This is a genomic window from Streptomyces morookaense, from assembly GCF_013030945.1.
GTDB classification, from domain to species: Bacteria; Actinomycetota; Actinomycetes; order Streptomycetales; family Streptomycetaceae; genus Streptomyces; species Streptomyces morookaensis.
Map to the genome: position 1 here is coordinate 47,799 of NZ_JABBXF010000012.1, position 23,160 is coordinate 70,958.

A 23,160-nucleotide genomic window follows, 5' to 3' on the forward strand; every position below is an offset into this window, starting at 1 on the left:
TCGGGTACGCTGCGTCGTTCTGTCCGTCCGGCCGGGCACGACCCCGCCGCCGAAAGCGCCGTCACCGAAACACCGGAGCGACCCGTGCAGCTTCACCTGGACCCCGCCGCCGCCCTCCGCCCGGAGCCCTCCCCCGCCGCCACACCCTGGCCCGACGCCGTGGCCGAGCCGGCCGAAGGGGCCCTGGATCTCTGGCTGCTGCACACCCCGGACGCCTGGCTGCGCTCCGCCGATCCCGACCGCTCCCCGCTGGACGCGGGCGAACGCGAGCGGGCCGAGGCCTTCGTGCACGACCTCGACCGCGCCAAGTACGTGGCCGCGCACCTCATGCTGCGCCGGGTGCTGGGTGCCTATCTCGGAGTCGCCCCCGGCGAGGTCGAGTTCACCCGCGAACCCTGCCCGTGCTGCGGCAAGCCGCACGGGCGGCCCGCCGTGACGGCCGCCGGGGCACCGCACTTCTCGATGTCCCACGGCGGCAACCTCGTGCTCGTCGGCGTGGCCGCCGCTCCGGTGGGCGTCGACACCGAGCAGCTCGCCGCCGCGCACACCGTCGAGCAGGTCTCCCAGGCGCTCCATCCCGCCGAGCACCGCGAGGTCATGGCCGCGCCCGCAGTGCGCCGCCCGGCGGTCTTCACCCGGCTGTGGGTGCGCAAGGAGGCCTACCTCAAGGGCCTGGGCACCGGCCTCGGCCGCTCCCCCGACCTCGACTACCTGGGCAACGGCGGCCCCGGCACGCCGGCTTGGCCCGCGGGCTGGACCATCGTCGACGTACCGGTCGGCACGGGCCACGCGGCCGCCGCCGTGCGCGGCCCGCTCACCAGCCGCTACGAGGTGAAGCGGCTGAACCCCGAAGGACTGTGCGTCACTTCTTGACGGCCCACTGCCCGGGCTGCGACGCGAGCCCCGAGTTCATCGCGAACTGCACGGTCTTCACGGTGTCGTTCTCGGGCACCGTGAAGACGATCCAGCCGGTCGCCTTCTGCCCCGCCGCCAGCTTCAGGTCCGCGCCCAGGGACGCCCCTTCGGCGACACTGGCGAGCGTGCTGGCGTTGGTCTTCTGCCCCTGGGCGTCGATGACGCTCGCGCTGTTCTGGGGGCTGTCGGCATAGGGTGCCGTGCCGGTGTTGACGATCTCGAACTCGGCGGCGACGTACTTCTTGCCCGGCTTCGGCGGGGTGTACTTGTTGTCGCTCTTGGCCGGGTCCGCCCAGTTCTTGAGGGTCACATCGAGCTGTTCGCCCGACTTGTTCCCCTTGACGGTGACCTTGCCGCCGACGGCCCCGGACTTCCCGTCGCCCTGACCCTGCGCAGGAGCCGAAGGCGCCTGCGCGGCGGGGCCCTTGCCGGTGGCGGCCGGGTCGGCGGGCTTGGTGTTGTCGTTGCAGGCGGTGGCCGTGGCGGCGACCGCCAGGACGACGGCAACGGCTGCGAGAGGACGGCGCATATTCATTTCCCCCGTGGGTGGTTCGTGATGACCGGCTCATTCTTACGTCACTTTCCAGCCAAGATCATCAGAACCGGCCCCCTGTCGCCGTCCTGTGACATGCACGCGATAAATCCATCGCGCCGGACACGCTCCGGTGACCGCGTCAGCCCTCAGCCGGCATGCGTGAGCTGCACCAGCGTGATGGTGTCGGCGCCGATGAGGATGACGCCCGCCACCCGGCCGCGGGCGATGATCCGCATGATGCCGTCGTCGACGCCGTACGGCGCGGAGTGGGCGACGGGGTCGATCAGGGCGTCGAGGAGACACACGGCGAGGTCGCGGCGCGGCTCGTCGGGCAGGCCCTTGTAGGAGTGGTGGAGCGTCGGGTCCATGCGGAGCCGGTAGGTCACGCGGCACCCCGGTCGTTGCGGTCGGCGGCGGAGTGCAGCTCGTCGGGCGTGACGTCGATGAGGCCCGCCGTGTAGGCGGCCGGCGGCCGGCCGTGTTCGTGGACGAGCTCCCGCAGATGCTCCAGCCGGGGCCGTTCCGCCTCGAAGGCCTCGACGAAGGCGACCCACCGGTCCAGGACGGCGCCGATCTCGCGCACGTCGGTGAAGGACACCTCGCGCATGAAGGTGGCCCTCAACTCGGGGTGCGGCAGGGCGTGGCCGATCCTGTCGATCGTCCACGGCTGGCCGGTGCTCATCGGTCCTCCAGGCGTCGGCGCGGTTCGTGGATCACACCGTAGCGGACGGTGCACCGGGCACACGGCACGGCCGCCGCGCCCATGTGGGGGTGGGGCGCAGCGGCCGGCCGGGGTACTGCTCCGGGGGCTACTTGGTGACGCGCAGCAGCTTGTTGGGCGTGCCCTGGCCCGGGTTGGAGATCTTGTCCGGGGTGGCGGCCGCGACCAGTGCCGACTGGACCTGCGCCGGGGTGGCGTCCTTGTGCTCGGCGAGGTAGACCGCGGCGGCGCCCGTCACGTGCGGGGTGGCCATGGACGTACCGGAGATGGTCTTGGTGCCGGTGTCGCTGTCGTTCCAGTCGGAGGTGATGTCCGTGCCGGGGGCGTACAGCTTGACGACGCTGCCGAAGTTGGAGAAGTCCGACTGCTGGTCGTCCTTGGTGCTGGAGGCGACCGTGATGGCCTCCTTCACACGGGCGGGAGAGCTGTTGCCCGCGTCGGTCGACTCGTTGCCCGCCGCCACGGCGAAGGTGACGCCCGAGGCGATGGCCTTGGAGACGGCCGCGTCGAGTGCCTCGTCGGCACCGCCGCCGAGGCTCATGTTGGCCACCGAGGGGCCCTTGTGGTTCTTGGTGACCCAGTCGATGCCGGCGACGACCTGCTCCGTGGAGCCGGAGCCCTGGGCGTCCAGCACCCGGACCGCCACGATCTTCGCCTTCTTGGCCACGCCGTGCTCGGTGCCGGCGATGGTGCCCGCGACGTGCGTGCCGTGGCCGTTGCCGTCGTCCGCGTTGTCGTTGTTGTCGATGGCGTTGAAGCCGTAGGAGGCGCGTCCGCCGAAGTCCTTGTGGCTGATGCGCACACCGGTGTCGATGACATAGGCGGTGACGCCCTCGCCCGCGCTGTCCGGGTAGGTGTACTTGCCGTCGCCCTGGGTCTCGGTCTGGTCGATCCGGTCCAGACCCCAGGACGGCGGCTTCTCCTGCGTGGTGTTGATGGTGAAGCGGTGGTTCTGGACCACCTTCGCGACCGCCGGGTCGGCGGCGAGCCGCTTGGCGGCGGTCCGGTCCAGGCCGCTGGCGGAGAAGCCGTGGATCGCGGAGCTGTAGGTGCGGTTGACCTTGGCTCCGTACCGCTCGGCGAGGTTCTTGCTCTCCTTGCCGGTGGCCTGGGCGGCAGCCATGCCCTTGCCGTCCTTCAGCATGACGATGTAGCTGCCGTCGATGGCGCCCTTGGCCTCCGTCCCGTAGACGGTGCCTTCCTTGGGCGTCGATGCACCGGCGGGCAGGACCAGCAGCGTGGCTCCTGCCGTTGCGGCCGCCGCGGTGGCTATCGCCAGGACGAGACGCCGCTTCCCGGTGCGTTTGTGGGTTGCCATAACGAGGGTTCCTCCTCGTGGAGTTGTGTGGGGGATTGCGCGGTGCACGCGCAACAACACCCGGAACAGCGGATGATCCGCGTCCGGGTGCCCACGACCCTGTCAGGCTTGACACGCTCAGATCAAACCTTCACGGGGAGGTGTGAGATAGGCAACGTCGTTGCGTAACTACAAACCCCTTTGAAAGACGGCAATTTGGAAAGGTCTTGCGTTCAACTGCCATGAACGCAAAGCACTTTAACGGATGGGCACCCCGGAAACCGCCCGGGCGATGACGAGTCGCTGGATCTCGCTCGTGCCCTCAAATACCGTGTAAATGGCGGCATCCCGGTGCATGCGCTCCACGGGGTATTCGCGGGTGTAGCCGTTGCCGCCCAGGATCTGCATCGCCTGCGCCGTGACGGACTTCGCCGTCTCCCCCGCGAACAGCTTGGACATCGAACCCTCGGCCGCCGTGAAGGGTTTGCCCGCGGCCGCCATCCAGGACGCGCGCCAGACGAGCAGCCGCGCCGCGTCGATCCGCGTGCGCATGTCGGCGAGCTGGAAGGCGACGCCCTGGTTGTCGATGATCGGGCGGCCGAACTGCACCCGCGTCTGCGCGTAGTCCAGGGCCACTTCGTACGCGGCCCGGGCGGTGCCGACCGCCTGCGCGCCCACGGCGGGGCGGGAGGCCTCGAACGTGGCCATGGCGGCGTTCTTGACACGCTCGCCCCCGCCGCCCGCGGCGGCGCGCTCACGGGCGCGCGCCAGGCGCTCGTCCAGCTTCTCCTTGCCGCCGAGCAGACAGCTGCCGGGCACCCGCACGTCCCGCAGGACCACCTCGGCCGTGTGGGAGGCGCGGATGCCGTGCTTCTTGAACTTCTGCCCCTGGGAGAGCCCGGCCGTGCCCGGCGGCACGATGAAGGAGGCGTGGCCGCGCGGGCCGAGTCCGGGGTCGACGACGGCGACGACCACGTGCACGTTGGCGATGCCGCCGTTCGTGGCCCAGGTCTTGGTGCCGTTGATCACCCACTCGTCCTTCGCCGCGTCGTACACCGCGCGGGTGCGCATCGCCGCGACGTCCGAGCCGGCGTCGGGCTCGGACGAACAGAAGGCGGCCACCTTCACATCGTCGGCGTCGCCGTACATCTGCGGGATCCAGGTGCCGATCTGCTCGTCGGTGCCGTTGGCGAGGACACCGACCGCCGCCAGGGCGGTGCCGGCGATCGCCAGGCCCAGGCCGGCGTCGCCCCAGAAGAGTTCCTCCAGGGCCATGGGGATGCCGAGACCCGTCGGGTCGAAGAACTGCTGGGCGTAGAAGTCGAGCGAGTAGAGACCGATCTTGGCCGCCTCCTGCACGACGGGCCAGGGGAACTCCTCGCGCTCGTCCCACTCGGCCGCGGCCGGCCGCATCACATCGGCGGCGAAGCCGTGGATCCAGTCCCGGACGGCTTTCTGATCCTCGTTCAGCTCCAGGGCGAACTCGGCCATGTCCCCTCCCAGCCATCGTTACCATCGGTAACGCGAGTATGTTACCCGTCGGTAGGAGGCGTCAAGAGGCCATCGTCTCCGCCCGCCCCTCGAATCCGTTGCGTGGAGCGGGTGTTACGTTGCGCAGGCGTCATGCACCACGGGTCGTGACGCCATGAACCACAGGGGCGGGGAGGCACGTCATATGGAGACCAGCCAGCGGGAAGACCAGCAGCGGGCGGCGGAACAGCGGCGCAAGGAGCTGCTGGAGGCCGCGGACCGGGTGGTGCTGAGGGACGGGCCGGGGGCGTCGATGAACGCCATCGCGGCCGAGGCGGGGATCACCAAGCCGATCCTCTACCGGCACTTCGGCGACAAGGGCGGGCTCTACCGGGCGCTCGCCGCGCGGCACACCGAGGCACTGCTGGACGGGCTGCGCGCCGCACTCGACGCGCCCGTCGGCCGGCGCGAGCGGGTCGAGTCGACGCTCGACACCTATCTCGCGGCCATCGAGGCACGGCCCCAGGTGTACCGCTTCCTGATGCATCCCGCGGAGGAGGAGCCGCCCTCGGAGCAGGGCTTCGACGTGGGCAAGCACTCCGCGCCGCTGCTCCGGCGGCTGGGCGAGGAACTGGCCGAGGTGATAGCGGAACGGGTCGACCTCGGCCCGGACGGCGGAGAGCTGGCGCGGGCCTGGGGCCACGGGATCGTGGGCATGATGCACGCCGCCGGCGACTGGTGGCTCCGTGAGCGGCCGTTCCCCCGCGGGAGGCTGGTGCGGCACCTGGCCGATCTGCTGTGGGGCCGCCTTGCCGTTGCCGGCGACCTGGCCGGGGGGCCGGGGTTCTGAACGGGGGCCTCGCCCCGTGACGCGCCCCGTAGGGGCGCGGGGAACTGCGCGACAAGTCACGACGCTCCCGCAGTCGAGGTACCCGGGCTGGGCCCCGGACCCCTGGGGTGGTGCGTCATCTGCGGGTCGGCGGGGGCTGATCGCGCAGTTCCCCGCGCCCCTACGGGGCGCCGGTGCGCAGCATCTCCGTACGCCCCGCCCACGGCGCCCTGCGCGCAGCGCGAAGGACGCGCCACCGGCGCATACCGGCGAGCCGGTCCACGTACAGCCCACCCTCCAGGTGGTCGCACTCGTGCTGCAGGCACCGCGCGAAGAACCCGGTGCCGCGCACCCGCACGGGGTCACCGTCCACGGTGACCCCCTCCACGACGGCCTCGTCGAACCGCTCGGTCCCCGCCTCCAGCCCCGGCAGGGAAAGGCAGCCCTCGGGCCCGCGCACCGTGATGCCCCCGGTCTCGACCAGCCGCGGGTTCACGATGTGGCCGACGTGGCGCACGTCCTCGTCGTCGGGGCAGTCGTAGACGAAGACCCGCAGCCCGACCCCGATCTGGTTGGCGGCGAGCCCCACCCCGTTCGCCGCGTACATCGTGGCGAACATGTCCTCGACAAGCCGGCCCAGGTCCGGGCCGAATGCGGTGACCTCGGCGCAGGAGGCGGCCAGCCCTCGGTCCCCGAGGAGCCTCATGGGTCTGACTTGTCCGGAACTGCCGGGTATCGAGCCTCTGCGCATGGGCTCAAGAGTACGTTCCTGCAGGCGGCCGGTTCGGGGCCCGGCCGGGATCTCGATAGGCTGATCCCGACCGAGGCCTCCTGGCCGGCGATTCGGCACGGGGGGAGCGTTCCACCGGCGGACCAGGATCGGGCCCGGCGCGGATGCAAGGAGGATCTAGGACGATGGCAGGCAACACGGGGCCGATGTCGCCGCGGGCCAAGCTGGCCGTGACGGCGGGCAAGGCTGCTGCGGCGGTGTCTCGGGCCGCGGGGCGCGGCAGCGGATCGGTGATCGGCGGCAAGGTCGCGCTCAAGCTCGACCCCGACCTGCTGGCCCGGCTGGCGACCCACCTGGACGTGGTCCTGGTGTCCGCCACCAACGGCAAGACCACCACGACCCGGCTGATCGCCGAGGCGCTGCGGGCCAGCGGACCGGTGGTGTCCAACGCCCTGGGCGCCAACATGCCCGCGGGCATCACCTCCGCCCTGGCCGGCGGCTCGGACGCGCGCTACGGCGTGATCGAGGTGGACGAGAAGTACCTGGCGGGCGTCGCGCGCGATGTGAACCCCAAGGCCATAGCGCTGCTGAACCTCTCGCGCGACCAGCTCGACCGCGCCGCGGAGACCCGCATGCTGGCCGAGAAGTGGCGCGAGGGCCTGACCGGCACCAAGGCCGTGATCATCGCCAACGCCGACGACCCGCTGATCGTGTGGGCCGCCTCCTCCTCGCCGAACGTGGTGTGGGTCGCGGTGGGCCAGGAGTGGAAGGACGACGCCTGGTCCTGCCCGTCGTGCGGCGGCGTGATGCAGCGTCCCGGCGACGACTGGTTCTGCGGCGAGTGCGGCTTCCGCCGGCCCACCCCGAGCTGGGCGCTGTCCGGCGACTACGTGCTCGACCCGCACGGCTCGGCGTGGCCGATCCATCTGCAGCTGCCGGGCCGGGCCAACAAGGCCAACGCCACCACCTCCGCCGCCGTGGCCGCCACCTTCGGGGTGCCGCCGCAGGTCGCGCTGGAGCGGATGTACCAGGTGCAGGCGGTGGCCGGCCGGTACGACACGGTGAACTTCCTGGGCCGCGACGTCCGGCTGCTGCTGGCGAAGAACCCGGCCGGCTGGCTGGAGACCTTCTCCCTGATCGACGGCCCCCCGGCCCCGGTGATCCTCTCGGTGAACGCCCGCGGCGCGGACGGCACCGACACCTCCTGGCTGTGGGACGTCGACTACACCCGGCTCGCCGGGCACCCGATCTTCGTCATCGGCGACCGCAAGCTCGACCTGGCGGTGCGCCTGGAGGTCGCGGGCGTGGACTTCCGGGTCTGCGAGACCGTGGACGAGGCCGTGCAGTCGGCGCCGCCCGGCCGGATCGAGCTGATCGCCAACTACACGGCGTTCCAGGACGTCCGCCGCCGCGTCGGCAACTGAAGACCCACCACGGAAGGATTGTGAGCATGAGCCAGAACAGTCTGCGCGTGGTCTGGGTCTACCCCGACCTGCTCAGCACCTACGGCGACCAGGGCAACACCCTGGTCCTGGAGCGGCGGGCGCAGCAGCGCCGGCTGGACGTCCAGCGCCTGGACGTCCGTTCCGACCAGCAGATCCCCACCTCGGGCGACATCTACCTGATCGGCGGCGGCGAGGACCGCCCGCAGCGGCTGGCCGCCGAGCGGCTGCGCCGCGACGGCGGCCTCAACCGGGCCGTGGCCAACGGCGCGATCGTCTTCTCGGTCTGCGCCGGCTACCAGATCCTGGGCCACGAGTTCGTCAACGACCTGGGCCGGCGCGAGCAGGGCCTGGGCCTGCTGGACGTGATCAGCACCCGCGGCGAGGGCGAGCGCTGCGTCGGCGACGTGCTCGCCGACATCGACCCGCAGCTCAACCTGCCGCCGCTGACCGGGTTCGAGAACCACCAGGGCGTCACCCACCTGGGCCCGACGGCCCGCCCGTTCGCCCGGGTCCGCTTCGGCAAGGGCAACGGCACGGGCGACGGCACCGAGGGCGCGTTCAACGACACGGTCTTCGGCACCTACATGCACGGCCCCGTCATGGCCCGCAACCCGCACATCGCGGACCTGCTGATCAAGCTGGCGCTGGACGTCAACGCCCTGCCCCCGGTGGACGACCGCTGGTACGAGGCACTCCGCAACGAGCGCATCGCGGCGGCGACACAGCCCGCATGACGGACGGTCGCGGTCCCCGCCGCCCACTCTGAACTAGGGTGGCGGGGATTCCAGCCGGACGACGGGGTCCGGTCTCCGGCCCTGTTGTGAAGGTTCCCTGTCATGCGCATCGGTGTACTCACCTCCGGCGGCGACTGCCCCGGACTCAACGCCGTCATCAGGTCCGTCGTGCACCGTGCGGTCGTCGACCACGGTGACGAGGTCGTCGGCTTCCGCGACGGCTGGCGGGGCCTGCTCGAAGGGGATCACCGGCCGCTCGGCCTGGAGGACGTGGCCGGCATCCTGGCCACCGGCGGCACGATCCTGGGCTCCTCGCGCGTGCAGCCCGCCCAGCTGCGGGACGGCGTCGAGCGAGCCAAGGAGCACGTCGCCGCCCTCGGCATCGACGCCGTGATCCCGATCGGCGGCGAGGGCACCCTCAAGGCGGCCCGGCTGCTGTCGGACGCGGGGCTGCCCGTCGTCGGCGTCCCCAAGACGATAGACAACGACATCACCTCCACCGATGTGACCTTCGGCTTCGACACCGCGGTCGGCGTGGCCACCGACGCCCTGGACCGGCTCAAGACCACCGCCGAGTCGCACCAACGGGTCCTCATCGTCGAGGTGATGGGCCGTCACACGGGCTGGATCGCCCTCAACTCCGGTATGGCCGCGGGCGCCCACGCCATCGTCGTGCCCGAGCGGCCCTTCGACATCGAGGAACTGGCCGAGGTGGTCGGCAAGCGCTTCGCCGACGGCAAGCGCTTCGCGATCGTCGTGGTGGCCGAGGGCGCGAAGCCGCGCGAGGGCACGATGGCGTTCGAGACGGGCGGTACGGACGTCTACGGGCACGAGCGGTTCGCCGGTGTGGCACGGCAGTTGGCCGGCGAGCTGGAGCGGCGGCTCGGCAAGGAGGCCCGTCCGGTCATCCTCGGGCACGTGCAGCGCGGCGGCACGCCCAGCGCCTACGACAGGGTGCTGGCCACGCGCTTCGGCTGGCACGCGGTGGAGGCGGTGCACCGCAAGGAGTTCGGCATGATGACGGCGCTGCGCGGCAACGAGATCACGCTGGTGCCACTGGCCGATGCGGTCGCGCAGTTGAAGACGGTGCCGGAGGACCGATACTCCGAGGTCGAGTGCGTGCTGTGAGGCCACCCCGCGGCTGATCGCCCGCGAGTGCGCCTCTACTCTGGTCGAGGCGCATTGGTCCGAATTGGGAGAGAGTGGATGGATCACAGCGGGCATCACGGCATGATGATGATGGACATGCCGCCGTTCACGCTGGGACGGGGCCTGGAGTTCAGCGGCGACCCGTTCTTCATGATCGGCAGCCTGCTGGGCCTGGGGCTCTACGGCTGGGCCGTGGTGCGACTGCGGCGGCGCGGCGACAAGTGGCCGGTCGGCCGGACCGTGGCGTGGGTCCTGGGCGTGCTGTCGGTGGCCCTGGTGATGTGCACCAAGCTCAACGACTACGGCATGGTCATGTTCAGCGTGCACATGGTGCAGCACATGGTCATCAGCATGCTCTCCCCCATCCTGCTCCTGCTGGGCGCGCCGGTGACGCTGACGCTGCGCGCGCTGCCGGCGGCGGGCCGCGGCCGCAAGGGCCCGCGCGAGTTGCTGGTCGCCCTGCTGCACAGTCGCTACATGCGCGTCATCACGCACCCGGCGTTCACGATCCCGCTGTTCATCGCGAGCCTCTACGCGCTGTACTTCAGCCCGCTCTTCGACTTCCTGATGGAGACGAAGACCGGACACATCGCGATGATGGTCCACTTCCTCGCCGTGGGCCTGGTGTTCTTCTGGCCGATCATGGGCGTGGACCCGGGTCCGCACCGGCCGGGCTATGTGATGCGGATGCTGGAGCTGTTCGCGGGCATGCCGTTCCACGCGTTCTTCGGCATCGCGCTGATGATGGCGACCCAGCCGATGATCGGCACGTACATGCACCCGCCGGCCTCGCTGGGCATCGACGCCCTGTCCGACCAGACGGCGGCGGGCGGCATCGCCTGGGCGTTCAGCGAGATCCCCTCGGTCGTGGTGCTGATCGCGCTGGTCTACCAGTGGTACCGCTCCGAGCAGCGGCAGGCGAAGCGGAGCGACCGCAACGCGGCCCGGGACGGCGACAAGGAACTGGCGGCCTACAACGCCTACCTGGCCTCGCTCCGGGCGCGCGAGCAGCAGTAGGCGGTCACCAGGGTGTGGCGGACGGACCGCGGCAAGGAGACCATGGACTCCTGGCCGCGGTCCGCGCGTTTGTACAGTGCTGTACGGCTGTGCGGAACCGCAGTTGAGGAGGTGCGGGATGCCCGGCTCGACCAAGGCGATGGCGGTACTGACGGTGGGCGCGCTGATCGCGGTGACCGCCTATTCCGTCGCGCTCGGCAGCAACGGCTGGCTGTGGTTCACGTGGCTGGTGCTGGGGGCGGCGACGGTGGGGGTCGCGGTGGCCCGCAGAACGTGACGCCTCCGGGGGGCTCCGGGGTCAGAACCGGAAGACCGGTCCGGTGGCGGCGTCGAGCACGCAGGCGTTGCCGAAGGCCTTCCGCCAGTGGATGTCCTGCCCGTGCCACTCCCCCTGCGCGGTGGCGATCACCGGGTCCTCCTCCAAGGTGCACGGGTGCGGGTCGCCGCGCAGCGCGTCCGGCCGCCCGCCGGCCGCGATCAGATCCCGGCAGGCCTCGGCCCCGTGCGGGTGCTTCCCGTGCGCTCCGGGGCAGCCGAGCCGGACACCGCGGATCCAGCTGTGCTCGGCACCGGAGACGGTCAGCAGGAGCCGCCCCTCCTCCTGCTCGTCGGCCGATGCCGGGACGAGCGGCAGGGCGAGCAGCGCGGTGGCGGTCGCCGCAGCGGCCGCGGCGGAGCATACGGACATGGACGGGCCTCCCGGGCACGGGGATACGGATACGGGGTGGTGCGGGGTCGCGGGCCAGGCCACCGCGCGCGGGCACACCGCGGCAAGCGGCCGCACCGCCCGCGTCGCCCGTCCGGCGGGCGCGGGCCACTCGGTTGGCGGTGGCCGTGTGACCTGCGGAAAAGCCGTCGCGGTGCGGGGCGGTGGGCCGTACGCTCGGTGCCTTCGACACGGCCCGGGAGGGGAATCCACGGATGAGCGCACGACTGCGCGAGATGGCGAAGGCGACGGAGCAGATCGTCGCCGCGGGCGGCTGGACGACGCCGGACGGCCGCAGGACGGACATCGCGCAGGCGGTGGCCCGGGCCCGGCGGGGGACACGGCTGTACGGGCCGGAGCCGGTCGCCGTTCCGGCGTGGGAACCGGTGGCCGGTACAACGGAGTTCGAGGTGACGGCGGAAGGCAGCCTGGAGGCGGCCCGCCGGCTGGCCGCCACCGCTCCGGTGGCGGTCCTCAACTTCGCCTCGGCCCGCAATCCGGGCGGCGGCTACCTCAACGGCGCACAGGCGCAGGAGGAGGCTCTGTGCCGGGGCTCGGCCCTCTACACCTGTCTGCGCGAGGCACCGGACTTCTACGCGGCCCACCGGGCGGACGCGAGCCCCTTCTACAGCGACCGGGTCATCCACTCCCCCGCCGTCCCGGTCTTCCGGGACGACCGCGGCACGCTCCTCGACACGCCCTTCGAGGCGGGCTTCCTCACCTGCCCGGCCCCCAACGCGGGCGTGATCGCACAGCGCATGCCGGGCGTGAGCGCCCGCGTCCCGGGCGCCCTGGTCACCCGCGCGGAACGCGTTCTGGAGGTGGCGGCTGCGCATCATTACCGTCAACTGGTGCTCGGTGCCTGGGGATGCGGGGTCTTCCGCAACGAACCGGCCGACGTGGCAACGGCGTTCGCCACGCACCTGACCGGCGGGGGCCGCTTCGCGGACTGCTTCGAGCGGGTCGTCTTCGCCGTCCTGGACCGGCGCACGGACTCGCCGGTGCGTGAGGCGTTCGCCCGGCGGTTCCCGCGGGCGGAAAGCTGACGGCCGGCCCGTCCCGTACGGCCACGGGACGGACCGGCGTCACTCACCGGCCCGGAAGCCGGTTCCTAGAAGTTGGTCCAGGAACAGCTCCACGAACAGCTCCATGAACAGCTCGACGGGCAGTCGATGCTGTCCTCGGACTCCTCCTCGGACGGGAGCAGTTGCAGCAGGTTCACATCGTCGGCCATGTCGGATCACCTCCTCTCGCAATGCGGCGGGTCTCCACACCGGGGGGCGGCCGGCGTGGAGGGGCCGGTGTCACCGGGCGCTCGGCGGCCCGGTGAAGGATGTGGGCAGCCAGAGGCGGGGGCCGCCGTCGCGCAGGCGCAGCAGGAAGGCCAGTACACCGGCGAGGCCCGTGTTGTAGTCGGCGGAGACGGCGGCGCCGGTCTCGTCCGGGACGAGGACGCGGCCGTCGTGCACGGCGTGGCGGGCGTAGATGCCGACGGCGAGCTCCTCGGCCCAGCCGCGGTACGTGTCCTGTCCGGTCGCCTCGGCGAGGTCGAGCAGGAACTCGCCGTCGCCGGCCAGTCCGTGGCACTGCGAGGTGCCGGCGTGCCACCGGGAGCGGCGTACGGCGACGGCCGCCCGGTGGCTCGCCTCGCGCAGTCGCTCGTCCCGGGTCTCCTGCCAGAGGCGGATCAGGAAGGTGCCGATCCCGGACGATCCGCTGCACCAGTGCGTCTTGAGGACCCGGCCGGAGGGACCTTCCGGCCAGTAGGCGGCGCCGTCCTTCGACTGGGCCGTCGCGAGCAGGGTTTCGCCCGCTTCGGCCGCCATGGCGAGGTGACCGCTGTCGTGGGCGGCCCGGCCCGCGGCGAGCAGGAACGCTCCGGCTCCGGCGACCCCGTGGGCGAAGCCGTAGTGGACGAGGCCGGCCAGCCGGGACGCCGAGCCGCGGGGTACCGGCCAGTAGGAAAGGGTCTCCCTGCGCTCGCGTGCCGCCGCGACCGCGTCGGCGGCCTCCCGGGCCCGGTCCAGGAAGCGGTCGCTGCCCGTGTCCTCCCAGAAGCGGAGCTGGGTCATGCCCGCCCCGGCCGCCCCGTGGCAGATGTCGGGGTTGGGCGGACGCAGCGGTACGCGCCCGGCGAGCTCGTGCGCCTGCGCGACCAGTTCCTCGTCGCCCAGGGCCCGGCCGGCTGCGAGCAGCGCCCATGCGGTGCCGGAACGGCCGAAGTGGAGTCCGGGCAGCACGCGCGGTTCGCGGCCCACCGTGCGGCCGGTCCAGTGCGCTGCAGCGGCAACGGCCTCCCGCAGGGCGGGGTCCGGGGCGGACTCGTACGCGCGGACCAGTACGCCGAGGATGCCCGCGGCGCCGTGCTGGACGTTGCACGGGTCGGTCGTGGCACCGAACGGCGAGGGCGGCCACAGGTGTTGCGGCGCGGCGGGGTCCATCGTGGTGAGCAGGTGGTCCAGCGCGTCGCCGATCAGCTGCTTCAGCTCCGCGTCGCCCAGCCGGCCGGGGCGGCGCAGCGGCGTGCCGCCGCCGAGGAGGCCCCGTACGGCGCCGGGTCCGGGACGCCGTGCGGGGTCGTCGTGCATCAGGGCGACGATGGCGGGGGCGAGGCGCCGTGCGGCGGGGTTGCCGGCGCACAGGGTGCCGAGCCAGTCCTGGATCCGCCGGTGCCCCGGGCGCACCATGGGCCGGTCGGGCGGCAGTTGGGGATCGACGCCGGTGGCGGCGTGGAAGAGGGTGGCGCCCAGGCTGTAGCAGTCGGCCGTGGGCCCGGGTGCCGTGCCGATGTACGGGGAGGCGATCTGCTCCGGGGCGGCGTAGCCCGGCGTGTACACGCGGGTGACCGGGTCGCCCGGGCGGGCGAGGTGTTCCAGGTCGATCAGGCGGAGTTCCTCGTCCGGCAGCACCATGACGTTGCCGGGGTTGAAGTCCCGTAACACGAGGCCGTGGCCGTGGACGAGCTCCACGAGTTCCAGCAGTTGCCAGGCGATCCGTTCCACGGCGTCGTCCGGCGGACCCCAGGTGCCGCCGTCGTGCGCGATGTTGTCGGCCACCCATCTGCGCAGGGTGACGCCCGGCAGTTCCTCCTGGACTAGGAAGAGGTCGTGCTGCTGCTCGAAGAGGCCGAGCGGGCGAGGCGTGATGCCGGTCGGTTCCAGCAGTTCGAGCATGGCGGCTTCGTTCCGCCGAGCGTCCCGCACGTCCTGGCCGGTGAGGGTGGCGCCGGTGTGCGGGCGGGCCTGCTTGATGACGACGGGCAGCCCGGTCTCGTCGTCCGTCGCCCGGTACACCCCGCCCGTGAACGCGTGGCGGACGACCTGCCGTACGGTGTACCGGCCGTCGAGCCGGACGGCTCCGGCGGCTGTGCCGCCGTGCGCGACGGACGGCGAGGCGAAAGGATCGTGGGGCGCCCAGCGCGGCGGGGAGAACCAGGCGTGGCGCTCGTCCCGGGCCAGGGTCCCGTCCGGGGCCATCAGCATGGCTTCGTACGAACCGTCGTCGCCCAGGACCGGAACCCCGTCGTGGACCCCGAATCGGTAGTGCACCAGGCTGCCCGCCCGATAGGGACGGTCGGAGAGAATACCGGGACCTGGCAGCCCCAGGGTCGCCCGATGCAGTTCCGCCGCAAGTTCCCGGAGTCGGTTCTCGTCCCCGTCCGGATATGCGGTGATGAATTTCCCGCCGCTGCCCCGGCCGTACCCCCGGGAGAGCAGTTCGGTCACCCGCGCGAGAGAGCCGGCGAACTTGAACGCGCAGCGGTGTCCGACGAGTACGTCCGCTGCCCGCGCGAGCACGAGCGGCGCGGACAGCGGGGTCGCGGAAAGGTGCAGTTTCCATCCCTGGACCCCGGGGCGCTTGCCGCACGGTGCGACGTGGCACCAGAAATCCCCCTGGACGATGTGCCATTCCGTGGCGCCATGACGGGCGAGGGCAGCTCGGACGCATCCGCGGAGCAGCGGGGCATCACCGGGGAATTCACGGTCGTCACAGGTCATGGGCCGCCCACCTTCCGGATATCCGTGCCTGTCGTGCGGCTGCTCAACATAGCCGTCCCGACGGACCGTTGACCCACCCCCTCACAGCACCCCGTGTACCGGCCACCCGAAAACAGCCAGAGGAATGATCGATTTCATTTCCGCGCATTTCATTTATGCTTCATCGCACGCGTGCGATCTCCGCTGGCCAATGGTTTTCGCGGGCGGACCGGAAGGCTACGTTTCAGCGGATCCCGGCGGACCGCGCGACGGTCGATCCGACGCAAAAGGACTGCCCGGCCCGGCCCGTGCTGTTGCCGCTGCTCCGGAACCTGTGCAAGCCTGAACAGAAGGAGCGGTCGACCGCCTGCTGAAGTTATCTGTCCGACTTCAGGAGAGGCGAATGCCATGACATCCTCCCCGCACACACCCGGCGAACACCACGGCACGGAGCCACAGGGCTTCGGACCCGGCGGTGGGCTGGAGGCGCTGGCCCGTGCCGGCTGGCAGATTCTGCTGAGCACCGCCGTGGCGTCCGTGGCCCTCGGCGTCATCGTCCTGGCCTGGCCCAGGGCCAGTCTCACCGTGGTCGGTGTCCTCTTCGGCATCTACCTGCTGGCCGTCGGGGTCTTCCAGCTGGCGGGCGCCTTCGGGCACCACATCCCGGGGCACATGCGCGCCCTCGGCTTCATCAGCGGCGGCCTGTGCGTCCTGCTCGGCCTGGTGGCCCTCCGCGGTCCGGCGCAGTCGATCCTGCTGCTCGCCCTCTGGATCGGGTTCGGCTGGCTGCTCCGGGGCGTCATGCTGACGGGCGTGGCCCTGTCCACCCCGGCCCTGCCCGCCCGCGGCTGGCAGCTGTTCCTCGGCATCATCAGCGTCCTGGCCGGGATCGTGATGGTCAGCGCCCCCTTCCATTCGATCGCCGTGCTCACCCTGGTCACCGGCATCCTGCTGGTCGCGCTCGGGCTGGTCGAGGCCGTCCACGGCATCCAGCTCCGCGCCCGCCTGGGCCGCACGTCCCGCCCGGCCGCGCCGGGCACCACGCAGGGCCACCGCTGGCACCTGCGGCCCCAGCACTAGGGGTTCTGCGTCAGGCCGTGGCCGACGGGAGGCACTTGCGGATCAGCTCGTGGGCGAGATGCGCCGTCACCAGCAGGTCCTCACGATCCGCGCCGAGGCCGGCTTGCACCGACAGGCCGTGCACGACGGACTGGACGAGACCCGTCAGCGCCGCTGCGTCGGTGCCGCCGGTGAGTTCCCCGTCCTGGACGGCCTGCTCGATGCGTGCGAGGAGAGTGCGCTCGTTCCAGCCGTGCAGTTCGGCGTAGTAGGCGCCCGGATGAGCGACGCGCACGCGTGGCGACACGTCGCGACCGCTGTCGCCGCCTGGCCGTCGGTGACGGTCGTCAACCGCCGGGGCCGCACCCCTTCGGGGCCGTTGACCGGCTCGTACTCACTGCGGTCGGAAGTCGAGGACCTGTGCGTGGTCCTCGACCAATTCGAGGACACGCAGGCGTTGTTCGGCTGGAGCTACGGCGGCTTGATCGCGTTGCTGGCCGCCGATGAACGCCCGCTGCACCAGGTGATCGCCTACGAGCCGGTGATACGGCCGTTCGGCAGTCACGCCCTGCCGGACCTGAAGGCCGCCGAAGGGGCGGCGGACCGGGATGCCACCGTCGAGACGGTGAGCCGGCAGATCGCCGGCCTCGATACCGCGGAGATCGAGGCCCTGCGGGCGGACCGCCGGGGCTGGGCGGCCTTGCAGCACCTGAGCAGGACGGCGTACGCCGAAATCGCCGCGCTGAACGCGGCGCCGACACCGTATGAGCTGGCGCGACGAGCGACGCATGTCGACCTGATCCTCGGTCGATGTCATCGGGGAACGTCCGCGTACGACATGGCGTTCGACGACGTCCGGAAGCGCATCCCCGGTGCCGCGGTCCACATGCTTCCGGGCCAGGGTCACATGGCCCACCTCCAGGCGCCGGCAGAACTCGCCCGCCTGCTCGACGGACTCGCCACCGCGTGATGACCGCACGCGACCCGTCGGGCACGCAACGCCCCGGTTCCCGGCCGGAACCGGGGCGTTGCACAGACGGTCAGCTCTGGCGGAAGTCCGTGAAGTCCGCCTGGCCGGTGGTGCCCTCGCTGTGCGAGCTGGTGAAGACGCCGACGTCCTGAACGGCGTTCACGTGCGGAAGAGTTGCCGTGCCGACCCGGGTCCACGTCACGCCGTCCGCCGAGCGGTACCCGGTGAACGTCGAGCCCGAGCGCGTCAGTTTGAGCCGGGTCGGGTACGCGGCCGTGCCGCTTCCCTCGTTGGACGGAGCGCTGTTGGAGTCGAGGCGGCCGCTGCCGGTGCTGTCCCACTGGAGGACGTAGCCCTTGCCGGGGGCTTCGGCGAGGATGACGTAGCCCGGTGAAGTGCCGGGCCCGGTGATGTCGTTGCGCACCATGATGCCCGCCTTGGCCCACTCGCTGGTGGGGGTCTGGGCCGTCAGTTCGACGGTGGTCGTGGAGCCGTCGTGCTCCGCGCCCGGCCGGTAGATCGCGCTGTACTGGTCGACGCGGGACCACAGGTCGGCGCCCGCGCCGTCGATCGCGAGACGGTCCCCCTGCGCGCCGAAGACGGCGGCGTTGTCGGTGAAGGTCTTCAGCGGCGCCCGGACCGGTGCCGCGAGCTCCACGGCGTTCGGCGCGGCGATCGTCCGGGAGCCGCCGGGCCCGCGGACGGACGCGGTGCCGGTGACCGTGGCGCGGGTGATCGGCGCGGGGAGGACGGCCGGTGCGGTCACGCGGAACCTGGCCACCGCCTGCTGCCCGCCCGCGAGTCGGGCGAACCGGACGGGCGTGAGCGGGGTCGCGGCCCAGCCGGTGGGGGTCGCGACGCCGAGCTGCAGGCCGTCGGCGGTCCGCGTGCCGTGGTTGGTCAGGGTGGCCGTCACCGTGGCGGAGCTGCCGGCCGTCCAGCCGGGCGCGGTGGTGTCCAGCACCAGGTGCGGTGCGTACCGGCCCGGCGTCGCGGTGGGTGCGACGCGGTACATGACGGTGCCGTGGCCGGGCACGGTGGCGCTGATGACCCCGGCGCTCTCGGTGGTGCGGTGCTCCCACAGATCCCGCAGGGCGTAACCGCGCGCGGGGCCCAGCCCGATGTCACGGGCGGTGGTGGAGATCACGGCGGGTGCGGTGTTCTCGTTGAACAGCGTCACCGCAACACTTCCGTCGGCGAGCGGCTTGGCCAGCACGTCCAGGCCGTTCTTCATGCTCACCGGCCGTCCCTGCCGGCCGAGCCGGTCCTGGTCGACGGCGATGACCTCCTTGTTGCCGTAGACGGCGAGGGTCTCGGGCCGTGCCGAGCGCAGGTCGGCGCCGGAGATCAGCGGGGCGGCCATCTCGGCCCAGAGCGAGAACTCGGTGCGGTCCTCCACGGGCGTCATGCCGTTGCCGACTTCGAGCATGTCGGGGTCGTTCCAGGCCCCCGGCCCGGCCGCGTCGGCGAGCTTGGCGTTCTGGTGGAAGATGTACAGCATCCGACCGTACGAAGCGTCGATGTCACCGGTGGTGCGCCAGAGGTTGCCGACGGGGCGGGCCCAGCTCGCCACGGATTCCTCGCCCCAGTTGCAGAGGCTGTAGACGATGGGGCGACGGGTCCTGGCCAGGGCATCGCCCATGGCCTGGTAGCGCTGCCGGGACGGGATACCGAGGTTGTTGCAGTTGTCGTACTTCAGGTAGTCGACTCCCCAGGCGGCGAAGGAGTCGGCGTCGCGCTGCTCATGGCCGAGGCTGCCGGGATAGCCGGCGCAGGTCTTCGTGCCGGCGCTCTCGTAGATGCCGAGCTTGAGGCCCTTGCCGTGCACATAGCGGGCCACGCCCGCGATGCCGTGCGGGAACTTGGCCGGGTCCGGGACGAGTTGGCCGTCGGCGCCGCGGGAACCCGCCATCCAGCAGTCGTCGATGTTGACGTACGTGTAGCCGGCGTCCCGCAGCCCGCTGGCGACGATCTTGTCGGCGGTCTGCTCGACCAGCTTCTCGCCGACGTTGCAGCCGAAGGCGTTCCAGTCGTTCCAGCCCATGGGCGGGGTCCGGGCCAGTCCGTTGTCGAGCGCGGCGGCCGGGGTGACCGCGACGGGCAGCGCCGCCAGGGGTGCCGCCACCAGGGCGGCGGCGATCAGGGCAGCCCACGTTCTTCGCATCGGTTCTCCTGTGGTCCGGTGGTGGTCCGGGAGCGGATCTGATGCCTTGCGTCGAGCGGGTGCGGGGGGATCGAACCAAATCCAACACAACCAGTCAAGGGGCAACAGAAGATAACCGAAAGCAACGGCACATTGCGCCCTTGCCCCGAGTCGTCAGTCCTTCCGTCCCGCCACGGCGACACCGACACCGAGGCCGATCATCGTGAGCCCGCCCAGGCCGCCGACCAGCGCGAGCCGTTGCGGTGAACGGGCGAACCAGTCCCGCGCGGTGGCCGCGGTCAGTCCCCACACGCTGTCCGACACCACACCGATACCGGTGAACACCAGGCCGAGCAGCAGCATCTGGGCCGCCACGTGCCCGCGGTCGCGATCGACGAACTGCGGCAGCATCGCCGTGAAGTACACGATCGTCTTCGGGTTGGCCACACCCACCGCGAACCCCTCCCACACCGAGCGCAGATCCCCTCGCGGGGACCCGGATCCGGTGAACGCCGCCTGCAGCGACCCGCGTTGCCGCCACGCCTGCACACCGAGGCACACCAGGTACGCCGCACCGGCCAGTTTCACCGCGGTGAAGACGAGCACGGAGCGTTCCACGACCGCGCCGACCCCGAACGCCACGGCCACGATGAGCACTTGGGCGCCGAGCATGTTCCCGGCGACGGATGTCAGGGCGGCACGGCGACCCTGCGCCAGCGCCCGCCCGATGACGAACAGCACGCTCGGACCGGGAATCACGATGACCAGGAACGACATGGCCGCGAAGGCGAGGATGCGGGCACCGGGCATGCACCCAACCTTCGCAGGTCGCGGACCAAGTGCACCATGAACTCTTGGCAACGCCGCCGACCGGGCCGATGCTAGGCGCACCGCCACGGCCTGAGAGGGACTGATCCGCATGGGGATCTACGGCCAGGACTGGGCCAGTTACCAGTCGTCGAACCCGGATACGACAGGCCTGTCGTTCGCGTTCGTCAAAGTGAGCGAGGGCCTGTCGTACATCAACCCCAAGTGGGCGTCACAGCGCGACCACGCCAAGGCCCACGGCCTGGTCTGGGGCGCCTACCACTACCCGCACATGGCCAACAGCCCCACCGGCGAAGCCGACTTCTTCCTCGCCCAGGTCGCCTGGCAGCCGGGGGACATCGTCGTCCTCGACTGGGAAGGCTACGACGACGCCAACAGCGGCGTCCCCAAGGCCCGCCAGGTCGCCTACCGGGACGCCTGGCTGAGCCACGTCAAGTCGACGATGCCCGATCACGCGGTCGGCATGTACTGCAATCTCGACTACTGGCTGAACGTCGACACCACCTCGAACTGCGGCGACTTCCTCTGGATCGCCACCGCCGGACGCCCCGCCGGCAGCCCCGGCATACAGGCTCCCTGGCTCTTCCACCAGTACAGCGACGACGGCGTCGACCGCGACTACTGCCACCTCGGCAGCAGGGCGGCCCTCCGGGACTGGTCGCTGTCCTTCCAGCAGCCCGCACCCCCCACCCCTCACTACACGGAGGACGACATGCTCGCCTACCTGCCTCCGATCCCCGCGAACACGACCGTCGACCTGCCGGTCGAACCCGCCGGGACACCGACCAACCCCCAAGGCAGCGCCCGCAACGGCCCCATGTGGCTCTGCCTGGCCCCGCAGGGCGCCGAAGGCCAGGTGGTCACCGCCTTCCACCACGAAAGAGGCGACTGGGACGCCCCCGCCGCGCCCGTCACCCTGACGCTCACCGGCAGCAAGCTCGTCCTGGAACTCCCGGCCGGCACGGACGTGGACAAGGTACGGATCCGCTCCACGGCCCCGCTGCTCGGCTACATCACCGGCCGCCAGGTCGCCTGAGCACGCCTTCCGGCCCGGCCGCTGCCACTGTGAACGTGCCCTCCAGGGTGTGCCCTCTAGGGTGCGGTCATGAGCGCACATACCTATCTCACCGAACTGTTCTCGCTGGACGGCCGGGTCGCCGTGGTGACGGGCGGCAGTTCCGGCATCGGCCGGGCCATAGCCGGAGCCCTCGCGCGTGCGGGGGCGAGCGTGGTGGTCGTGGCACGCAAGGAGCAGGAACTCGCCGCCACCGTCGACGAGTTGACGGCGGACGGCTGCCGGGCGGCCTGGGTCGGCGCCGACCTGAGCACCCGCGACGGGGTGCGCGCGGCGGCGGAGCAGGCGGCCGGGGTGTTCGGCGAGCCCGACATCCTCGTCAACAGCGCCGGCATCAACCTGCGGCCGCCGATGGGCGAGCTGGGCGACGAGGTGTGGGACACCACGATGGCAGTGAACCTGGAGGCACCGTTCCTGCTGGGCCGGCGGTTCGGGCCGGGCATGGCCGAGCGGGGGTTCGGGCGGATCATCCACATCACCTCGCAGCAGGCGCACCGGGCCTTCGTCCAGAGCGGCGCCTACGGGGTGTCCAAGGGGGCGCTGGAGTCGCTGGCCCGTTCCCAGGCCGAGGCGTGGTCGCCGTATGGCGTCACCTGCAACACGCTGGTGCCCGGCTTCGTCATGACCCCGCTCAACGTGCGCTTGTCGTCCGACCCGGAGAAGGTGGCGGCGCTCGCCGCGCGCACGCTGGTCGGGCGCAACGGTCTGGCGGAGGACTTCGCCGGGGCGGCCGTGTTCCTGGCCAGCCGCGCGTCGGGGTATGTCACCGGGCAGTCGATCTTCGTCGACGGGGGGTTCTCGGTGCACTGAGCGGCGTCGGGGCGGAGGCGGGTGGCAGGTGGTGAATGTCGGGTGGCGCCATGTGGCGCCACCCGGCGCCACATGGCGTCATCGAGCGCCACCCAGCACCCTCACCAAGGGCCACGGCGCCGCGGTAGGCCCAGGCCGCCGCACACATAGCGCCACCGGACTTGCGTATGGCGCCATTGTGGTGCCATTATTTCCGTCATGGACCTCACGCCCTATGTCGACACTCTGCGCCGGGAGCTGGCGGTGGCCGCCGAAGCCGGCGGGGACGATGCCCGCGAGCTGGCCGAGCGGCTGACCGCCCCGCTGGAGTCGGCGACCCGTCTGACGATGCTCAACGTGCTCTCCGCCGCGATGGACGAGATCACCCGCGAACTCGCCCCCGGCTCGGTCGACGTACGGCTGCGCGGACTGGACCCCGACTTCGTCGTCACCCCGCCGCCCGCGGACGCCGGCCCCGCGCAGGCGGTGGCCGCCGCGCCCGCCGAACCGCTCGCACCGCCGCCCGCACCGCCCGCCGAGGGCGAGGAGAGCGGCACCGCCCGCGTCAACCTGCGCCTGCCGGCCCACCTCAAGTCCCGCGTCGAGGAGGCCGCGAGCCGCGAGGGCCTGTCGGTCAACGCCTGGCTCGTACGCGCCGTATCGGCCGCGACCGAAGGCGGCACCCGCCCGCGTGCGACACAGACGGCCCGCACCATCGGACAGAGCTTCACGGGCTGGGTGCGCTAGCCCCGCGCGTCCCACCCACCGCAC

The 23,160-nt window shown here is 71.6% G+C and carries 25 protein-coding genes; 13 read left to right on the plus strand and 12 right to left on the minus strand.

Annotated elements, in window-relative coordinates:
* Window positions 1–84: 84 nt before the first annotated feature.
* Window positions 85–873: a 4'-phosphopantetheinyl transferase family protein gene (locus tag HG542_RS06965; protein WP_229922596.1), complete on the plus strand. Its 789-nt coding sequence runs from the start codon at window positions 85–87 to the stop codon at window positions 871–873.
* On the opposite strand, the gene HG542_RS06970 is transcribed toward HG542_RS06965, so the two are convergent.
* From HG542_RS06970 to HG542_RS06990, 5 genes are all read right to left on the minus strand, one after another.
* On the minus strand, window positions 863–1,444 hold the full coding sequence (locus tag HG542_RS06970) for a DUF4352 domain-containing protein (protein WP_171079190.1): 582 nt from the start codon (window positions 1,442–1,444) through the stop codon (window positions 863–865). The two genes, HG542_RS06965 and HG542_RS06970, sit on opposite strands and share 11 nt — an antisense overlap.
* A gap of 152 nt (window positions 1,445–1,596) precedes the next feature.
* A complete protein-coding gene (locus tag HG542_RS06975; RefSeq protein ID WP_171079191.1) occupies window positions 1,597–1,836 on the minus strand; it encodes a hypothetical protein in 240 nt (79 codons plus the stop codon).
* Window positions 1,833–2,132 (minus strand): hypothetical protein, encoded by a 300-nt coding sequence (locus HG542_RS06980; RefSeq protein ID WP_171079192.1) that lies wholly within the window; start codon window positions 2,130–2,132, stop codon window positions 1,833–1,835. Before HG542_RS06980 ends, HG542_RS06975 begins: the two co-directional genes overlap by 4 nt.
* 127 nt (window positions 2,133–2,259) lie before the next feature.
* Complete coding sequence (locus HG542_RS06985; protein ID WP_171079193.1) at window positions 2,260–3,489, minus strand: S8 family peptidase; 1,230 nt, start codon at window positions 3,487–3,489, stop codon at window positions 2,260–2,262.
* A 237-nt stretch (window positions 3,490–3,726) separates the two neighbouring features.
* Window positions 3,727–4,959: an acyl-CoA dehydrogenase family protein gene (locus HG542_RS06990; RefSeq protein WP_171079194.1), complete on the minus strand. Its 1,233-nt coding sequence runs from the start codon at window positions 4,957–4,959 to the stop codon at window positions 3,727–3,729.
* Between the two features lie 184 nt (window positions 4,960–5,143).
* Between HG542_RS06990 and HG542_RS06995 the strand changes: the two genes are divergently transcribed.
* Window positions 5,144–5,788 (plus strand): TetR/AcrR family transcriptional regulator, encoded by a 645-nt coding sequence (locus HG542_RS06995; RefSeq protein ID WP_171079195.1) that lies wholly within the window; start codon window positions 5,144–5,146, stop codon window positions 5,786–5,788.
* A gap of 160 nt (window positions 5,789–5,948) precedes the next feature.
* On the opposite strand, the gene def is transcribed toward HG542_RS06995, so the two are convergent.
* Window positions 5,949–6,518, minus strand: coding sequence for a peptide deformylase (def, locus tag HG542_RS07000; RefSeq protein ID WP_171079196.1), 570 nt, complete (start codon window positions 6,516–6,518; stop codon window positions 5,949–5,951).
* Window positions 6,519–6,682: 164 nt separating this feature from the next.
* Here def and HG542_RS07005 point away from each other — a divergent pair, with 164 nt between their 5' ends.
* From HG542_RS07005 to HG542_RS07025, 5 genes are all read left to right on the plus strand, one after another.
* Window positions 6,683–7,921: a MurT ligase domain-containing protein gene (locus HG542_RS07005; protein WP_171079197.1), complete on the plus strand. Its 1,239-nt coding sequence runs from the start codon at window positions 6,683–6,685 to the stop codon at window positions 7,919–7,921.
* 26 nt (window positions 7,922–7,947) lie between these two features.
* Window positions 7,948–8,676: a type 1 glutamine amidotransferase gene (locus HG542_RS07010; protein ID WP_171079198.1), complete on the plus strand. Its 729-nt coding sequence runs from the start codon at window positions 7,948–7,950 to the stop codon at window positions 8,674–8,676.
* 102 nt (window positions 8,677–8,778) lie between these two features.
* Window positions 8,779–9,804: a 6-phosphofructokinase gene (locus HG542_RS07015; RefSeq protein WP_171079199.1), complete on the plus strand. Its 1,026-nt coding sequence runs from the start codon at window positions 8,779–8,781 to the stop codon at window positions 9,802–9,804.
* Between the two features lie 78 nt (window positions 9,805–9,882).
* A complete protein-coding gene (locus HG542_RS07020; protein ID WP_171079200.1) occupies window positions 9,883–10,842 on the plus strand; it encodes a cytochrome c oxidase assembly protein in 960 nt (319 codons plus the stop codon).
* Between the two features lie 118 nt (window positions 10,843–10,960).
* On the plus strand, window positions 10,961–11,119 hold the full coding sequence (locus HG542_RS07025) for a hypothetical protein (protein WP_171079201.1): 159 nt from the start codon (window positions 10,961–10,963) through the stop codon (window positions 11,117–11,119).
* Between the two features lie 21 nt (window positions 11,120–11,140).
* Here the strand turns inward: HG542_RS07025 and HG542_RS07030 are convergent, their stop codons facing one another.
* Window positions 11,141–11,530, minus strand: a complete 390-nt coding sequence (locus tag HG542_RS07030) for an SSI family serine proteinase inhibitor (protein WP_171079202.1) — start codon at window positions 11,528–11,530, stop codon at window positions 11,141–11,143.
* 233 nt (window positions 11,531–11,763) lie between these two features.
* Between HG542_RS07030 and HG542_RS07035 the strand changes: the two genes are divergently transcribed.
* Window positions 11,764–12,594: a TIGR02452 family protein gene (locus HG542_RS07035; RefSeq protein ID WP_171079203.1), complete on the plus strand. Its 831-nt coding sequence runs from the start codon at window positions 11,764–11,766 to the stop codon at window positions 12,592–12,594.
* 65 nt (window positions 12,595–12,659) lie between these two features.
* Here the strand turns inward: HG542_RS07035 and HG542_RS34815 are convergent, their stop codons facing one another.
* Complete coding sequence (locus tag HG542_RS34815; protein ID WP_255315813.1) at window positions 12,660–12,782, minus strand: hypothetical protein; 123 nt, start codon at window positions 12,780–12,782, stop codon at window positions 12,660–12,662.
* A gap of 70 nt (window positions 12,783–12,852) precedes the next feature.
* Window positions 12,853–15,546, minus strand: a complete 2,694-nt coding sequence (gene lanL / locus HG542_RS07040) for a class IV lanthionine synthetase LanL (protein WP_171079204.1) — start codon at window positions 15,544–15,546, stop codon at window positions 12,853–12,855.
* 387 nt (window positions 15,547–15,933) lie between these two features.
* Here lanL and HG542_RS07045 point away from each other — a divergent pair, with 387 nt between their 5' ends.
* A complete protein-coding gene (locus HG542_RS07045; protein WP_171079205.1) occupies window positions 15,934–16,605 on the plus strand; it encodes an HdeD family acid-resistance protein in 672 nt (223 codons plus the stop codon).
* Window positions 16,606–16,615: 10 nt separating this feature from the next.
* Here HG542_RS07045 and HG542_RS07050 read toward each other — a convergent pair whose 3' ends face one another.
* Window positions 16,616–16,879 carry a hypothetical protein gene (locus HG542_RS07050; protein WP_176606300.1) on the minus strand — a complete coding sequence of 88 codons (264 nt, stop codon included), beginning with the start codon at window positions 16,877–16,879 and terminating at the stop codon, window positions 16,616–16,618.
* Between HG542_RS07050 and HG542_RS07055 the strand changes: the two genes are divergently transcribed.
* Window positions 16,865–17,554 (plus strand): alpha/beta fold hydrolase, encoded by a 690-nt coding sequence (locus tag HG542_RS07055; RefSeq protein WP_171079206.1) that lies wholly within the window; start codon window positions 16,865–16,867, stop codon window positions 17,552–17,554. The genes HG542_RS07050 and HG542_RS07055 overlap by 15 nt on opposite strands.
* Window positions 17,555–17,624: 70 nt before the next feature.
* Here the strand turns inward: HG542_RS07055 and HG542_RS35645 are convergent, their stop codons facing one another.
* Window positions 17,625–19,718, minus strand: coding sequence for an NEW3 domain-containing protein (locus HG542_RS35645; RefSeq protein ID WP_171079207.1), 2,094 nt, complete (start codon window positions 19,716–19,718; stop codon window positions 17,625–17,627).
* Window positions 19,719–19,871: 153 nt separating this feature from the next.
* Window positions 19,872–20,507, minus strand: coding sequence for a LysE family translocator (locus HG542_RS07065; protein ID WP_171079208.1), 636 nt, complete (start codon window positions 20,505–20,507; stop codon window positions 19,872–19,874).
* Between the two features lie 109 nt (window positions 20,508–20,616).
* Here HG542_RS07065 and HG542_RS07070 point away from each other — a divergent pair, with 109 nt between their 5' ends.
* The 3 genes from HG542_RS07070 (at window position 20,617) to HG542_RS07080 (ending at window position 23,136) form a co-directional block, all read left to right on the plus strand.
* On the plus strand, window positions 20,617–21,561 hold the full coding sequence (locus HG542_RS07070) for a glycoside hydrolase family 25 protein (protein WP_171079209.1): 945 nt from the start codon (window positions 20,617–20,619) through the stop codon (window positions 21,559–21,561).
* Window positions 21,562–21,630: 69 nt separating this feature from the next.
* On the plus strand, window positions 21,631–22,410 hold the full coding sequence (locus tag HG542_RS07075; protein ID WP_171079210.1) for an SDR family NAD(P)-dependent oxidoreductase: 780 nt from the start codon (window positions 21,631–21,633) through the stop codon (window positions 22,408–22,410).
* 198 nt (window positions 22,411–22,608) lie between these two features.
* Entirely contained in the window at window positions 22,609–23,136 is a 528-nt protein-coding gene (locus HG542_RS07080) for a toxin-antitoxin system HicB family antitoxin (protein WP_171079211.1), read from the plus strand.
* Window positions 23,137–23,160: the final 24 nt, after the last annotated feature.